Source organism: Terrisporobacter othiniensis (assembly GCF_000808015.1).
GTDB lineage: Bacteria > Bacillota > Clostridia > Peptostreptococcales > Peptostreptococcaceae > Terrisporobacter > Terrisporobacter muris.
Genome location: NZ_JWHR01000029.1, coordinates 1 through 15,000, shown reverse-complemented (window position 1 = coordinate 15,000; position 15,000 = coordinate 1). Strand labels below are relative to the sequence as shown.

Below are 15,000 nucleotides of genomic sequence, written 5' to 3'. Positions count from 1 at the left end.
CTATAATATTATTTTTTTCTTCTTATTTATATATATAAGACAAAAAGTTATACAATAATAGATTTTTACCTACTCTTAGTGTGTCTATATAAAATCTATCTTCTTATATATGTGATATAACCTAAAAAATAAAGCAAGTGAATCTTTCACCTGCTTTAATCTCTTTTAATTATTATTGTTAATATAAGAAATACTACACCTGTTAATACTATAGTACCGCCAGGCTTTAATCCTAAATAATAAGATAAATTAAGTCCTATTATTGTAAATATTACAGCAAATAATATTGATAACAATACTGTATGTTTATAACTTCTACCAAATTTCATTGCACAGGCAACAGGTACAACCATCATAGAAGAAACAATTAAGGCTCCCACTGTTCTAGCTGCTATAGATACTGTAAAAGCTGTTAATATTGTAAAAATAAAATTGACAGTTTTTATTGGTATACCTATAAGCCTCGCTCCTTCTTCATCGAAAGCTATGTACATTAATTCTTTATATAGTAATATAAATGCAACTATAACTAATATACTTATTCCTATGACCATAAATAATTCAAAATCTGTTATTGCAACAATACTCCCAAATAAGAAACTATTAAACGCTGCTGAGTCTTTTACAAACCCAGATAATACACCAGCTAAACCAACTCCAGCTGACATAATAATTGCTATGGACATTTCAGAGTACTTGGGTATTTTTTTTCTTATAAATTCTATACTAAAAGCAGATGCCAAGGATGCAATTAAAGCTCCAAGCACTGGATTAATATTAAATACTAAACCTGCTGCAATACCTGCAAGAGATGAATGGGATAATGCGTCTCCTATCATAGACAATCTCTTTAGTACTACTATAATACCTATGCAAGGTACAATAATTGCAAGCAATATGCCTACAATAAAAGCCCTTCTCATAAAATCATATTCAAAAATCATGTCTACACCTCATTCTCCTTATTCATTAAAGATACTTTATTATTCTCAACAACAAATATTTTATTTGTATATTTTGATATTTTGGCAAAATCATGACTAACAATTACTATTGTAATTTTAGAGTCTTTGTTTAATTTTTCAAGAAGAGCATATAGTTTTTCTTCTGATGCAGCATCTATACCTGTTGTTGGCTCATCTAAAATTATTATTTTAGGGTCACTAACTAAAGCTTTTGCAATCATTACTCTTTGTTGCTGACCTCCAGATAAATTTCCTATTAATCTTTTCGAAAAATCTTCCATATTTACAACCTTTAAAGCTGCTTTTACTTTTTCTTTGTGCTCCTTTTTAGGAAATTTCATAAATCCAATTTTAGAATACAAGTTTGCCATAACAATTTCTTCTACTGTTGCTGGAAAATTTGCTCCACTAGATAATGATATCTGTGGTACATATCCTATTCTATCTAATTTACTACTTTTATCTAAATCTTCATCAAATAATTTTATTTTCCCCTTAGATGGACTTAGTTGGCCTATTAAAAGCTTCATAAGAGTACTTTTCCCACTACCATTACAGCCAATAATACCAACAAAATCACCTTCATCTATGGATAAAATAATATCTTGTAATACATTTTCTTTATTATAAGCAAATGATACATTTTCAATAGATATTATATTTTTCATATATACCTCCAAAACTTAATATGAATTATTTCATTGATTCATATAATACTTCTAAATTTTTTTCCATTACACTAAAGTAATCTTCACCATTATTTATTTGTTCTTCGCTTAAACCTTCTAGAGGATTTAATACTTCTGTTTTTGCATTTATTTCTTTTGCTATAGTTTGAGCAACTTTTGGACTTACAAGCTCTTCAAAGAAGATTGTTTTCACATTATTTTTTTTTGCAAACTTAATTATTTGTCTCATTCTAGCTGGATCTGGTTCACTATCAGGTGTTAATCCTTCTATTCCCTCTTGATTTATGTCATATTCTTCACATAAATATCCAAAGGCTTCATGTGCAACAATTATTGTTTTATTTTTAATTGGTCCCAATGTATTAGAATATTTTTTATCTAATTCATCAAACTTTTTAGCATATTTCTCATAATTATCTTCATAATAATCTGCATTATCAGGGTCATATTTTACTAAAGCATTTTTTATATTTTCCATTTCTTGTTTTGCATTTTTTATACTAAGCCATGTATGTGGATCATAACTTCCGTGACTATGTTTATTATCTTCCTGACTATCTTTTTTACCTATCTTATGTATATCCAATCCTTCACTAGTTTTTACATAAGCTATATCTTTATTTTCTAATGTACTAATAACTTTATCCGTCCAGTTTTCAATACCAGCTCCATTATATATAAGCATATCTGCCTTTTCTAGATTCACAATATCACTCGTTGATATTTCCCATTCATGAGGTTCTGTTCCTGCAGGAACTAAATTAGTTACATCAACTTTGTCTCCTCCAACTTTCTTAGCAAAATCGTATAATGGATAAATACTAGTATATATTTTTATCTTACCTTCTGAGTTTTCATTTTCTTTGTTTTCTTTACTACAACCTATTGTAAACAACATAGGTATTACTAATAGTAAGGATATTATTTTTTTCATTTTAATTTTTTCACTCCTTATACTCTTATATATTTAAATATTTTAATTATCGTTGTAAATGATAATACCTCTCATTTGCACTTTCTAAATAAATAATACTACTTATATATATATTAGTCAAGTGCAAATCATATGCATTTATATTTTATTGACAAAGCCATATAATAAGTTTATCCTTTATCTTAGTATAAGAAACATATTATTTTTAATATTTTAAGGATGTGAATATATGAATAATGAAGATAATATTTTAAAAGCAGCTAATTTGAAGACTACTAAAAAAAGAATGATAATCCTTTCTGTACTTAACAACTCAGATAGTCCCCTTACATCTGAAGATATATTAGAACAAACTTCCAAGGAAGTTAATATAAATCTATCAACTATTTATAGGGCATTAAATGCTTTGACTGATAAGGGTATCTTATTAAAACAACTAAGTAATGATGGAAAGACATATTACCAAATTAATAATAGAGAACATAAACATCAATTAGTATGTTCTTTATGTAATAAGATTATTTTAGTAAGTTGCTGTCCTTTAAAAAAATTCGAAAATGATTTATGTGAAGAAACAGGCTTTACAATAACAAGTCATAATCTTGAATTTACAGGAATATGCCCTGAGTGTGCAAAAAAACTATAAAAGTAAAAAACAGTATAAATTTAATTTATACTGTTTCTTTTATATTAAACATTTAATTTTTCAAAAATACCTTTCATTGCTACTCTAGCTTTAGAATCCTCTGGCAATTCAACTAATGGTTTTCTATTACAATCATATTCAAATATCATTTCATCCATAGGAACTACTCCAAGTAAATCTAAATCAAATCTTTCTATTTCTCTTCTTATACCATCATTTAACTCACCATTAGGTGCTTTATTTACTATTAATGATGTTCTTCCAACTCTTATTCCCATTTCTTTAGCTAAATCTCTTATTCTTGCAACAGCTTCTATACTTCTAGCTGAACAGTCACTTATTAATAATAAATCATCTATTTCTCTAAGCGTTTTTCTACTTAAATGTTCCATTCCAGCTTCATTATCCATAACTACATAATCATAGTGATTAGACATTAATTGTATTTGCCTTTTTAATATAGAATTGACAAAACAATAGCAACCTTCCCCCTCTGATCTCCCCATTACAAGCAAATCATATCCATTTCCTTCTTCTACAATAGAATTTAATTCATATTCTAAATATTGAGACTTAGTCATTCCACCTGGATATTGTTCTCTTTTTTGCTCCATTAGGTTAGCTTTTTCTTTTATCTCTCCTATTGTACCATTTAGCTCCATACCTAATACATCATTTATATTAGAGTTTGCATCTGCATCTACTACTAAAGTTTCACCCTTTTTCTCTTTAGTAAGATAATCGATAAGTATCCCTGTTAAACTTGTTTTTCCTGTGCCACCTTTACCTGCAACTGCTATATTGTATGACATAGTTACTTTCCCCCTTATGTCTTTAGATTTATATTTATTTGTAAACTATCTATAATAGATTATACCAAACTTAGGTCAAATTAAACCATTTTTTATATAAAAATTCAATTCCTTATCATAAATAAAAAATCTCCATCATTATAATTTAATAAATATATATTGTTTAAAATAAAAACCTACCTAAAAAGGCAGGTTCTATTTATTATTCAAATATATGTTTTATAAATTGAATTGGGCTGTAAATTATAAGTCTAGGACCTGAAAACTTCATAACAGCTTTAACTTTTGCTTTCATATCCTTTTTATAGCAATGTATAGGACACTTGCTACAAAAACTTTTTTCTTCACCAAATTTACAAAAATCTAATCTTTTATGAGCATATTCTAATAACTCTTGGCACTCTTCACATAACCCATCTTTATGTTTATGTTTTTTCTTACAATAAATATTTATCATAAGAGTTATGGTTTTTTTTTCTTTTTCTATTCTTCCCATTATTTTTCCTCTTAAGCTAAATTTAAAGTATTGTTTTTAACATAAATCTTTTTATCACAAATTGATACACTTGATTTTCTATGAGAAACCATTACTATAGATTTATCTTTGCATTCATTGTTTATTGACTTTAAGATTTCCGCTTCATTTAAAGTATCTAAATTACTAGTTGGTTCATCAAGAATTAATATATCAGCATCATGTAAGAATGCTCTTGCTATACCAATTCTTTGCTTCTCTCCTGATGAGAAGTTTGAACCAAGCTCACCTGCATTAGTTTTATAACCTTGTGGTAAAGTCTTTATAAACTCATGTATAGATGCTTTTTTACAAGCTGCTATAACTTCTTCTTCTGTTGCACCTTTTTTACCTATTTTGATGTTATTTTCTATGCTATCATTAAATAGGAATGTCTCTTGAGTAACTAAAGACTGAGATCTTCTAAGTGTCTTTGTTGGCATAGTTTTAATATTTTTATTGTCTAAAGATATGCTTCCTTCATTAACATCCCAAAATCTCATTAATAATTTTAAGAAGGTAGACTTACCACATCCACTTTCACCAAGAATACCTATTTTATCTCCTGGTTTTATCTCCAAGTTTATATCTTTTAAAAGATTTTCATCTCTATTTTTATATGCAAAATTTACATTTTCTATGTTTATATTAGAACTTTCTAATTCTATATCTCCATCAACTTCTTCTACTGCTGGAACTTCATCTAATATATCAAATAATCTTTGTGCACAAGCAAAAGTTTGAACTAAGTTGTTAGATAAATTACTTAATGCTACAACAGGTCCAAATGAGCTTGAAAGTATTACTATGGCAACTAGACCTTGTCCTATATTTATACTTCCTTCATTATATAAGTTTATGCTTATAAATAAGAATGTAAGTATAGCTATCATTATAGTTACATCTGTAAATGCTCTTATTATTCCCTCATGTTTTTTAATTCCAGCCATTTTTTCATCTAATATATCACTATTTTTATTTATTTGATTTAATCTATTTTGACCTTCTTCGAATAATAAAATTTCCTTTATACCCTTTAATGATTCTAATAAGTGTGAATTTGTTTTTGCAAACTCTTGTCTATATTCCATGCCAGCTTCTTTTCCAAAATTTGAAGATATGACAGGTATTAAATATCCTACTACTATATAAAATAGTGCTGAAACTGCTCCATATACAGGATTAATATTGTAAAGTATTACAGTCATTATTATTGATGTAATTATAGCTATGGCAATTGGCGCCACTGTATGAGCATAAAATACTTCTAATAGTTCTATATCACTTGTTATCACAGAAATTAAATTACCTTTTTCTTTACTTTCTAATTTAGCAGGAGATAGTTTTCTAAGCGCTTTAAAAACTTTATCTCTCAGTATTGCAAGTATTGTAAACGCTATAAAGTGACCTGAATATTGTTCTATATATCTAAGAACCCCTCTAAGTATTCCACAAGCAATTATTATAGAAATACAAGTTTTTATAGAAACTCCCATATCTATATTTAAAGCCGTAGCAGTAGCTATCATACCAAATGATGTTATTGCTATGGCTGCTAAAAATCCAAGTACACCAAATGATATAGTAATCATCATTATAGGTGCCAGTGGCTTTAATACTTTTATAAGCCTTGTCATTATTTTAAATCCCGATTGTCTATTATTCATTTACTGCCACCTCCTTTATTTCTACTTCTTCTTTGTATATATTTTCTAAGTTTTGTTGATGAGTTACTAATTCATAGTATTTATTTTTAATCATCATTAATTCTTTATGTTTTCCACTTTCAACAATATGCCCTTTATCAAGTACATATATAATATCAGCATTTGTAACATTAGCTAATCTATGAGATATAACTATTACTGTTTTATTCTTAGCTAATTTATAAATACTTTCCCAAACTTTTTCTTCACTTTCCACATCTATATTAGAAGTTGCTTCATCAAATATATATATTTCAGGATCTATTATTATTGTTCTAGCTAAAGCTAATCTTTGTTTTTGTCCACCAGATAAAAGTGAACCACCTTCACCTACATTAGTTTTTAACTTATTAGGTAAACTCATTACAAAGTCATATAGATTTGCTTTTTTAAGAGCATCATATATTTCTTCGTTAGTTGCATCATTTTTACCCATTCTTATGTTATCTTCTATACTTCCATTGAAAACATAAGCACTATGATTTATAAATCCAACTTTTTTAGTTAGTACATCAAATGGTATATCATTTAAGTTTATTCCATTTAATAAAATTTCTCCATTATCTACTTTTGCTTGTTTTAAAAGTAAATTAGTAATAGTACTTTTACCACATCCACTTTCTCCAACTAAAGCAATCATTTTATTGTTTTTCATTCCTAAGTTTATATTTTCTAATACTTTTCTTTCTTTATCATAACTAAAGTCAACATTTTTTAACTCTATATTTATGTTATTTAATTTATTTATTTGTTCTGCATCTAAAGCTTTTATTTCTTCTACTGGAGTATCTAGTAGTTTAAACATCCTTTCACTGGCAGATATACCATTCATAGCTACATGGAAAAATGAACCTAAAAGCCTCATTGGTATAAAGAATTCTGCAGATAAAAGTATTATTATTAAAACATCTCCAGCACTTAACATACCTGCTCTGAATTCAAATATTGCTATAAGTATACCAAGAGCAGAACCACCAAAAGCTATTATATCCATTACTATTATGGAATTTAATTGCATTGATAAGACTTTCATAGTTATTTTTCTGAAATGCTCTGCATTATCGTTCATTTCTTTATTTTTATCTTCATCAATATCAAATATTTTTAAAGTTGTAAGTCCTTGAAGATTTTCTAAGAATGAATCTCCTAAATCAGTGTAAACGCCCCAATATTTACTTAATAACTTCTTAGCTATTTTCATAACTACCATTATTGTAATAGGTATTAAAGGTACACATATTAAAAGTACTATTGCTGTTTTAAAACTTATAAAACTCATTGCTGCAAATAAAGTTAATGGTGCCACTACAGAGTAAAACAATTGAGGCATAAATCTACCAAAGTATATTTCTAATTGTTCCACACCATCTACTGCTATTTGAACTGTAGAAGATGTAGATATTGTATTTGTATAATTTACACCTAAACTTAATAATTTTTCATATATTGTACTTCTTAAAGTTTTTTTAACTTCACTTGATGAGTAAAGAGAAAATTTAGTAGATAAGAAGTTCGCCACAAATCTTATTCCTAACATTGCCATTATAAATATAGATGTAATCATCATATTTAAATTTAAATTTCCATTTATTAATTTGTCTACAGTAGTTCCTATAAATAAAATTAATGCTATATTACATATTATAGAAATCCAATTCATTAAAACTGTAAGACCAATCCATTTTTTTGAACTATCACATATTGATAGTAATCTTTTATTAAACATTGCTTGCCTCCACTTTAATTGTCTTCATTTTTGTAAATACTATAACTTTAGCCAACCACATGATAACAATAATTATTCTCATTACAAAACTATCAATAGTTATAAACATAAACAATAATAGTAATGACACAGGTATAGTTAAAGTAAGTTTTGCTCTTAAAGTCATTCCACCTTGTTCTTGGAATTTCTTTACATATTTTTGATATATTTTAGTTTGCATAAATTTTTCGTTTAATTTATCGCTACTCTTTAATAAACAGTAAGATGTTAATAATAATAATGGCGTTGTAGGTAATACTGGTAAAAATATGCCTATAATACCAAGTATTAAAGAAATCATACCTACTGTTAAAAATAAAGCTTTTTTTGCTATATTCATTTTCATCCCTCCTAACATGCTTTTGTTGGAACAAAATACATATCTTCTTTCTCTACATTGCAAATTACGCCTTCCACATTGTAAACAGATTTTATTGTATTTTCATTTATAACCTTTTTGGGGTTTCCTTCTTCTATTATTTTTCCATCTTTCATAATCACAATATTATCACTGTATTTTATTGCTTGATTTATATCGTGAAGAACCATAATTATTGTTATACTATGTTCTTCGTTTAACTTTTTTACAAGTTCAAGTATTTCAATTTGATGATAAATATCAAGATAAGTTGTAGGTTCATCAAGAAGTAGGACATCTGTCTTTTGTGCTAGTGCCATAGCTATGAAAGCTCTTTGTCTTTGACCGCCAGATAAACTCATAACTTTAGTATTTTTTATGTCCTTTAAGTTTGTAGACTTAATTGCCCAATTTACTATTTTTTCATCTTCATTTTTGTTCTTACAATGTTTGCTATGAGGAACTCTACCATAACTAACTAAAGTTTCCACATCTAAATCAGCTGGTGATTCATTATGTTGATGAACTGTGGCAATAAGCCTTGCTATTTCTTTAGTTTTCAAATTCTTTAAATTTGTATCTTCTAAATAAACATCTCCTTTTAATGGCTTGTTGTAAGTTGATAAAATACTAAGCAACGTGGATTTACCACTTCCATTTGGTCCTAAAATAGTAGTTATTTTACCTTTTGGAATATTTATATTTAAATTTTCTATAAAAACTTTGTCTTTATTATAAGAAAAGCTTATATTCTCTCCTCTTAACATTTTTTAATACTCCTTCTTAATAAGAATATAAAGAATGGTCCACCTATTACTGACATAACAATACCAACTGGTATTTCATAAGGTACAAATAAACATCTTCCCATTGTGTCAGCTATTAAAAGTAGCATAGCTCCCATAGTGAAAGAAAAAGGTATTAGATATTTGTGATCTGAGCCTATTAAAAACCTTCCTATATGAGGTACTATTAATCCCACAAAAGAAATAATTCCTGCTACACCTGTACTTATACTTGCTAAGAAAACAGCAACTGATGATATTATTATTCTTTGTTTGTTAATGTCCACACCTAAGCTCTTTGCTGTTTTATCTCCAAGACTCATTAAGTTACAAGTTTGTCTTAGTGTAAATGATATTAATACACCTATTAAAGAATAAATAGCTAACATTTTTGTATCTGACCATGTAACTGTAGCTAAACTACCATTTAACCAATTTGTAACTGATGATATTCCATTTGAATTTACAGTTGTTAATATGGATGACATGGCAGAGAGCATAGCATTTATAGCAACCCCTGCTAGAATTATTCTAAGAGGTGAGAATCCTTTGTCATAAGCTATTGAAAATACTAACAGTGCTGACATTAACCCTCCACCAAAAGCTAATATCGATTTTAAATTATTAAGCGCTGGAAAAAGTACCATTATTAATACTGCAACTAGTGATGCTCCTGCAGAAATTCCTGTTATGCCCGGATCTGCTAAAGGATTTTTTACAACAACTTGTAAAAGCACACCACATATAGCCAAGTTTCCACCAACTAATATAGCAATAATAATTCTTGGAAATCTTAACTCCCTTATAATAGACATATTACCTTCACTAGAATTTGTAAATAGTCCTTTTAATAGTTCACTATATGATATATCTAAAGATCCAAGTTTCATCGATATTAAGGAAACAGCAAATAAAAATATTATGGATGCTACTATGTATAATGTTTTTTTCCTGTCTAAACTTTTATTGCTCATTTAAGATTTCTCCCATCTTATCTAGTGCTTCTATAACTTTTAAGTTGGCACTCATTCCAAAATATCCATTTTCCAGATAATACACTTTATCATTTTTTATAGCGTCAAGTTGTTGCCAAGTATCTTTAGCAAATTCTTCTTCCACAGTTTTCTTTGCTTCTTCAGGAACAGCGTGTGTCATTATAAGAATTTTATCAGGATTTCTTTTTATTATTTCTTCCATATTCACTTGCATGAAAGATGAAGTTTCACTTTCAAAAATATTGTTCCCACCAGCAATTTTCACTAAATTACCTACGTAAGATAAATCTGTTGAAACCATTACAGATCCAGGTGCACCGAATAGTATAAGAACTTCTTCATCACTTTTTTTATTATTTAAAGTTAATTCTTTTTCCTTATTTTCTAATTCTCCTATTATTTCATTTGCTTTTTCACTTTTATCAAATTCTTTGCCTAAATCTAATATTGTTTCTTTTAGCCCGTCAACATTACTTAAATTAACAAACTTGCTTGGTATATTATTTTCTGTAAATTTCTTTTCAAAATCCGAACCTAAAGTATCTACAGAAACTACACAAGTTGGGTTTAATGATTTTATTATTTCTAAATCTGGATTCATAGGACTTCCAACTTTTGTTGCATCCTTTACGCTTTCTGGTAATTCATAGGAAGTAGTTGGAACACCACTTACTTCAACACCTAATCTATCTAAAATTTCTGTTACAGCAACTGATGTTGCAACTACTACTTCTTTGTTATTGCTATTAGGCATTTCGCCTTTATTACTTTCACCATTTGAACAACCTATCATTAAAGCTAATGTTGTTAATGAAAGTAATCCAACTATTTTTTTCTTTAAGCTCATCTTTACCTTCCCTTTCTTTAACTTAACAATAATTTCTTTTATAATTTCTTATTTAATTTCACCTTTTACTATAAACCTTTGTTTGCCACCATTAGTACAAGTTACTAAGGTAATTTCTTTTTTGCTCATATCTTGATTTAACACGTCTATTTCATCTGATTCGACAACTCTAGTTTCAGTTATTGTGTAAGTAAATTCATCATTTACTGTTTTTATTTTTATCTTATCTCCAACTTTCACCTTGTGAACTTCATTAAATACTTGATTGGTATAATAAGTACTACTATGTCCAGCTAGCGCAAAATTGCCCTCTTCCCCTGGCATTGCACTTTCTTCAAAATGAGTTACATGATATCTTAAATATTTATTATCAGTAGACTCTACTATTACATTTTTTAAATTAACAGATTCTATTTCTATAATTCCAATTTCGTCTCCAGGATTTACTTTAGTTATAACTTCATTATTTTCTATTTTTTCTTCAAAGGATGTTAAAGCTTTTTTATCTACATACTTAGAATAAGTAATTAGAGTTAAAGAGCCTATTATAATTAATAGGCCCATAGAAATTAAAATTTTTGAAATTTTATTTTTCATAAACTACTTTTTTAATCTTCTTAAAAATAATGTTATTATAACTATGACTAGTACTACTGACGCACCTATGAAGAATGTTTTACTTGAAGGTTTGCTACCCTCATCTGCTGATTTATCATCTTTTGCATCTTCATTAGATGTGCTTTTTGCTTCAACTTCTTCTTTAGGCTCTTCTATGGCTTGTACTAATTTTAAAGTATCTTCCTTTGGAATTATGTCAAATTCAACATCTCTTTCCATGGCATCTACATATATTTTAGTGCTTAGATTTGGAGTTATAGAGTCTGTTTCAAATTTAAATTCTATTGTATTTTCATCTTTATTTTCATTCAATGTTTCAACATCAATTTCTTCACCATTAAGACATATTCTATGGTTATTCATATAATTAGTTCCACTAAATTTCACTGTATAATACCATTTACCATTACTTTTTTCTAAAGTCATATTTTCATCTAAATATTGTCTAGCCATATTCATTCCAATTTCTTGTTCATGGTAAACATCATTGCTTATTTCATAAATGCCACTTTCTAATTCACTAATTTCAGCTGCACTTGCTACTATTCCTTGTGCACTTATTATTAGAGAAAATATAGCTATAAGAAATAATTGCTTAATTTTCTTCATCTATATATTCCTACTTTCTTTTTTTTCTAAGTAATACTCCACTTGCAGTTAATAATCCACCAAACCCTAGTATCATCTCACTACCAAAAGCACTACCTGTTTGTGGAAGTTTTCCATTTTGCACTTCAAAATCTTTTACAAATGTTAATGTATCTTCTAATAGTTTAACTCCAAATGTAACTGTTGAGTTCATTGGGATTACATGGACTTGCACTTTTATATCTGCATTTACATTTGGTATAGCAAATCTTATAGATTTTGAGCTTGAGCTACTAGATGTTACAGTATAATTTACTAAACTTCCATTTACGTATATTTTGTGATTGCTCATTAAATCAACACCTGTAAATGTTAATGTAGCATACATTTTTCCATTAATCTCTTCTATCTTTGTAGTAGAGTTTAAGTATTTTCTAGCCATTTCTTTTCCAGTTGCACTGTCTGATATTATTTCATTTTTTATAGTATATAATTTACCTTTTACAGTTGTGTTTTCTGCTACTATATCATTTGAACCACTAGTTGAATTATTATTTGATGATGAGTTATTATTTCCACCATTATTTATACTTCCACCATTTGTATTAGGTATAGTTGGTTCTTCATTTGAACTTATGAACTTAACTGTACTTTTATCAAAAGAAACACCAAAGCTTACAGTTTGATTCATTGCTGTTACAAACATATTCATTGTTATTTTTGCATTTAGATTTGGAACTTCTAAGCTAAATTCAACAGTATCATTATCTATTACATTTTTAGTAAATTTAACTGTTTTATTATTAACTTTCATACTTATATCACCCATTAAGCTGTATGAAGACATTCTTAATGTTATATAAGTTTTTCCATTTTTAACTTCCATGTTAGTAGTTTCACTTAATAAACTTCTTACCATTTGGTATCCTACAGCATTGTCACTATGAACTATATTTTTTAATTGATAATATCCATTTTTATAAGTACCATTTGAGTTTGATGAACCTGAATTTGATCCAGATCCGTTACTTGACCCATTTCCTGAATTACTATCAGATCCAGAATCATTATTTGAATCCCCTAATCCAGTATTATCGTCTTCATTATCACTTGGAGGTGTTACTTCTCCTTCATTTCCTGACTCTTCAATCTTAGATTGAATTCTAGCTGAATGTGTCATGCTTCCTATTGGTGTGTTATATGTAAAAGTTAATAACATTTCATCTTCTAAAGAAGATATTTCAAATTCCACTGTTGCTATATCACTTTTTTTATCATATTCAAATTTTGTTTCAACTTCTTTTCCATTTACTGAAGCTTTCATAGCTGTAAACATGTTCCCACTATTAAAATTAATCACCATGTATTTTTTATTATCTACTACTTTTAATTTACTTGATTCTAAATATCTATTTGCTGATGAATCTTTATCTTCAGTTTCATGTTTTAAAACAGTGTTTAAAGTTTTCTCATTTTCTTTCACTTCTTCTTTATCATTTTCATCTTCGTCTGGTACGCTTGGTGTTGGAGAAGTAACTGCGTCATCTTCTTCCGGAGTTGTTGGTTGTGTAGGTATCTCTGCTTTTTCAACTTTTATCCTACACTCTGCATCTACCACAAAACTTCCGAAAGGATTTATTTTTACACCTAATGTTATGTTATCATTTAAAGAATTTATTTCAAATTTTACAGTTTTAGTATCGTCTGAACTATCTGTAGTTATATTCCCTTTAACTGCTTCTCCATTTACACTAGGATTTAATTCCTTTAATAAGCTTCCACTAGTAAATTTCATTATCATATATATCTTATTATTAGAGATTTGTATCTTAGTAGATTCCAAATATCCATTGGCCATAGAGTCTTCATCCGAAGTATCTTTTATTAATTTTGCATTTATATCATACGTACCTTCCACGTATTGAGTTATTGCTGTAGAGCTTTTCATTATTTCAGCAGCACTTACTGGTGTTAATGTACTCCCAAATACCGACATTATTGCTAAAGCTATTGCTGTATTTTTTACTAATTTTCCTTTTCTTATCATAGTATTTCCTCTCTCCCTGAATCATTTTGTAATATTAGTTTATCATCATTGAGAATCATTGTCAATAAATAATAGTTATCATTTTTATTAACATATATAGAAAAAAGAGCTAAATATATTAATAAATTTAATATACCTAGCTCTTTCTCTACATATTAGGTGCTAATTCATAGTCAAACTCTTCTTCTATCATGTTTAATATTTCTTTATTACTTCTATTATTTATTTCATCATTATAATTATTTGAAAATATTTTATTATCATAAGATGAGTCACCACAAATATCAACACCTATTATTTCATGTTTTTTACATATACCTATATAAATCTCCTTTAATTCTTTTAATGTTAAACTTCCTTGATCCCAATCAGTTATAGCTTCTTTAGAGTTTATAATATCTTTATCAATAGAAATATATATGGGTAGATTAATATTTTCTTTTGAAAACTCTTCCCAATTATAATTTCTTTAGCTCCTATAATTATTACTTTTTCAATAAATTTGTTATTATCTAATGTTTTTTTAACCCAACAACCACAAGACATTAGTTCCCTAAAAAATGAAGGTTGCATATCTGTATGATGATCAAACAATACCAAGATGAATGGCTCCTTAATTTTTTCCAACATTAAATAAGAAACATAATGGTAATTTCCTGAGTCAATAAATTTTATCTTGGCATTACAAAATTTACCAATCCTTTTCCGTATTATATTTAAAGGTTTTTCAT

At 27.8% G+C, this 15,000-nt stretch carries 15 protein-coding genes and 1 pseudogene; 1 reads left to right on the top strand and 15 read right to left on the bottom strand.

What is annotated here, in order from left to right; all coding sequences use genetic code 11:
• Window positions 1–155 precede the first annotated feature (155 nt).
• Genes QX51_RS02235 through QX51_RS02225 form a run of 3 tightly spaced genes read right to left on the bottom strand, consistent with a single transcriptional unit; the run spans window position 156 to window position 2,588 of the window.
• Window positions 156–944, bottom strand: a complete 789-nt coding sequence (locus tag QX51_RS02235) for a metal ABC transporter permease (RefSeq protein ID WP_039678288.1) — start codon at window positions 942–944, stop codon at window positions 156–158.
• A gap of 2 nt (window positions 945–946) precedes the next feature.
• Window positions 947–1,633 carry a metal ABC transporter ATP-binding protein gene (locus tag QX51_RS02230; RefSeq protein WP_039678287.1) on the bottom strand — a complete coding sequence of 229 codons (687 nt, stop codon included), beginning with the start codon at window positions 1,631–1,633 and terminating at the stop codon, window positions 947–949.
• Between the two features lie 25 nt (window positions 1,634–1,658).
• Complete coding sequence (locus QX51_RS02225; RefSeq protein ID WP_039678286.1) at window positions 1,659–2,588, bottom strand: metal ABC transporter substrate-binding protein; 930 nt, start codon at window positions 2,586–2,588, stop codon at window positions 1,659–1,661.
• A gap of 229 nt (window positions 2,589–2,817) precedes the next feature.
• Here QX51_RS02225 and QX51_RS02220 point away from each other — a divergent pair, with 229 nt between their 5' ends.
• The gene (locus tag QX51_RS02220) at window positions 2,818–3,234 is read left to right on the top strand and encodes a Fur family transcriptional regulator (RefSeq protein WP_039678285.1); all 417 of its coding nucleotides are present in this window, start codon (window positions 2,818–2,820) and stop codon (window positions 3,232–3,234) included.
• Between the two features lie 44 nt (window positions 3,235–3,278).
• Here the strand turns inward: QX51_RS02220 and QX51_RS02215 are convergent, their stop codons facing one another.
• The 12 genes and pseudogenes from QX51_RS02215 to QX51_RS20965 all read right to left on the bottom strand — a co-directional run.
• On the bottom strand, window positions 3,279–4,046 hold the full coding sequence (locus QX51_RS02215; RefSeq protein ID WP_039678284.1) for an ATP-binding protein: 768 nt from the start codon (window positions 4,044–4,046) through the stop codon (window positions 3,279–3,281).
• Between the two features lie 202 nt (window positions 4,047–4,248).
• Entirely contained in the window at window positions 4,249–4,542 is a 294-nt protein-coding gene (locus QX51_RS02210) for a nitrous oxide-stimulated promoter family protein (protein WP_039678283.1), read from the bottom strand.
• Window positions 4,543–4,553: 11 nt separating this feature from the next.
• Window positions 4,554–6,227, bottom strand: a complete 1,674-nt coding sequence (locus QX51_RS02205) for an ABC transporter ATP-binding protein (RefSeq protein ID WP_039678282.1) — start codon at window positions 6,225–6,227, stop codon at window positions 4,554–4,556.
• A complete protein-coding gene (locus QX51_RS02200; protein WP_039678281.1) occupies window positions 6,220–7,992 on the bottom strand; it encodes an ABC transporter ATP-binding protein/permease in 1,773 nt (590 codons plus the stop codon). Before QX51_RS02200 ends, QX51_RS02205 begins: the two co-directional genes overlap by 8 nt.
• Window positions 7,985–8,371, bottom strand: coding sequence for a DUF454 family protein (locus tag QX51_RS02195; RefSeq protein ID WP_039678280.1), 387 nt, complete (start codon window positions 8,369–8,371; stop codon window positions 7,985–7,987). Before QX51_RS02195 ends, QX51_RS02200 begins: the two co-directional genes overlap by 8 nt.
• A gap of 11 nt (window positions 8,372–8,382) precedes the next feature.
• On the bottom strand, window positions 8,383–9,156 hold the full coding sequence (locus tag QX51_RS02190) for an ABC transporter ATP-binding protein (RefSeq protein WP_039678279.1): 774 nt from the start codon (window positions 9,154–9,156) through the stop codon (window positions 8,383–8,385).
• Window positions 9,150–10,148: a FecCD family ABC transporter permease gene (locus QX51_RS02185; protein ID WP_039678278.1), complete on the bottom strand. Its 999-nt coding sequence runs from the start codon at window positions 10,146–10,148 to the stop codon at window positions 9,150–9,152. Before QX51_RS02185 ends, QX51_RS02190 begins: the two co-directional genes overlap by 7 nt.
• Window positions 10,138–11,016, bottom strand: coding sequence for a heme ABC transporter substrate-binding protein IsdE (isdE, locus tag QX51_RS02180; RefSeq protein WP_039678277.1), 879 nt, complete (start codon window positions 11,014–11,016; stop codon window positions 10,138–10,140). The genes QX51_RS02185 and isdE overlap by 11 nt, the downstream gene beginning before the upstream one ends.
• A 48-nt stretch (window positions 11,017–11,064) precedes the next feature.
• Window positions 11,065–11,613, bottom strand: a complete 549-nt coding sequence (locus QX51_RS02175) for a class D sortase (RefSeq protein WP_039678276.1) — start codon at window positions 11,611–11,613, stop codon at window positions 11,065–11,067.
• Between the two features lie 3 nt (window positions 11,614–11,616).
• The gene (locus tag QX51_RS02170; protein WP_039678275.1) at window positions 11,617–12,243 is read right to left on the bottom strand and encodes an NEAT domain-containing protein; all 627 of its coding nucleotides are present in this window, start codon (window positions 12,241–12,243) and stop codon (window positions 11,617–11,619) included.
• A 10-nt stretch (window positions 12,244–12,253) separates the two neighbouring features.
• Window positions 12,254–14,269, bottom strand: a complete 2,016-nt coding sequence (locus QX51_RS02165) for an NEAT domain-containing protein (RefSeq protein ID WP_039678274.1) — start codon at window positions 14,267–14,269, stop codon at window positions 12,254–12,256.
• A gap of 390 nt (window positions 14,270–14,659) precedes the next feature.
• Window positions 14,660–15,000, bottom strand: a pseudogene (locus tag QX51_RS20965) (hypothetical protein); the annotation flags it as partial.

Coding starts and splice junctions, on each gene's coding strand:
- QX51_RS02220 (WP_039678285.1), top strand. CDS start 2,818: ATGAATAATGAAGATAATATTTTAAAAGCAGCTAATTTGAAGACTACT.
- QX51_RS02200 (WP_039678281.1), bottom strand. CDS start 7,992: ATGTTTAATAAAAGATTACTATCAATATGTGATAGTTCAAAAAAATGG.
- QX51_RS02175 (WP_039678276.1), bottom strand. CDS start 11,613: ATGAAAAATAAAATTTCAAAAATTTTAATTTCTATGGGCCTATTAATT.
- QX51_RS02230 (WP_039678287.1), bottom strand. CDS start 1,633: ATGAAAAATATAATATCTATTGAAAATGTATCATTTGCTTATAATAAA.
- QX51_RS02225 (WP_039678286.1), bottom strand. CDS start 2,588: ATGAAAAAAATAATATCCTTACTATTAGTAATACCTATGTTGTTTACA.
- QX51_RS02185 (WP_039678278.1), bottom strand. CDS start 10,148: ATGAGCAATAAAAGTTTAGACAGGAAAAAAACATTATACATAGTAGCA.
- QX51_RS02170 (WP_039678275.1), bottom strand. CDS start 12,243: ATGAAGAAAATTAAGCAATTATTTCTTATAGCTATATTTTCTCTAATA.
- QX51_RS02215 (WP_039678284.1), bottom strand. CDS start 4,046: ATGTCATACAATATAGCAGTTGCAGGTAAAGGTGGCACAGGAAAAACA.
- isdE (WP_039678277.1), bottom strand. CDS start 11,016: ATGAGCTTAAAGAAAAAAATAGTTGGATTACTTTCATTAACAACATTA.
- QX51_RS02235 (WP_039678288.1), bottom strand. CDS start 944: ATGATTTTTGAATATGATTTTATGAGAAGGGCTTTTATTGTAGGCATA.
- QX51_RS02195 (WP_039678280.1), bottom strand. CDS start 8,371: ATGAATATAGCAAAAAAAGCTTTATTTTTAACAGTAGGTATGATTTCT.
- QX51_RS02190 (WP_039678279.1), bottom strand. CDS start 9,156: ATGTTAAGAGGAGAGAATATAAGCTTTTCTTATAATAAAGACAAAGTT.
- QX51_RS02210 (WP_039678283.1), bottom strand. CDS start 4,542: ATGGGAAGAATAGAAAAAGAAAAAAAAACCATAACTCTTATGATAAAT.
- QX51_RS02165 (WP_039678274.1), bottom strand. CDS start 14,269: ATGATAAGAAAAGGAAAATTAGTAAAAAATACAGCAATAGCTTTAGCA.
- QX51_RS02205 (WP_039678282.1), bottom strand. CDS start 6,227: ATGAATAATAGACAATCGGGATTTAAAATAATGACAAGGCTTATAAAA.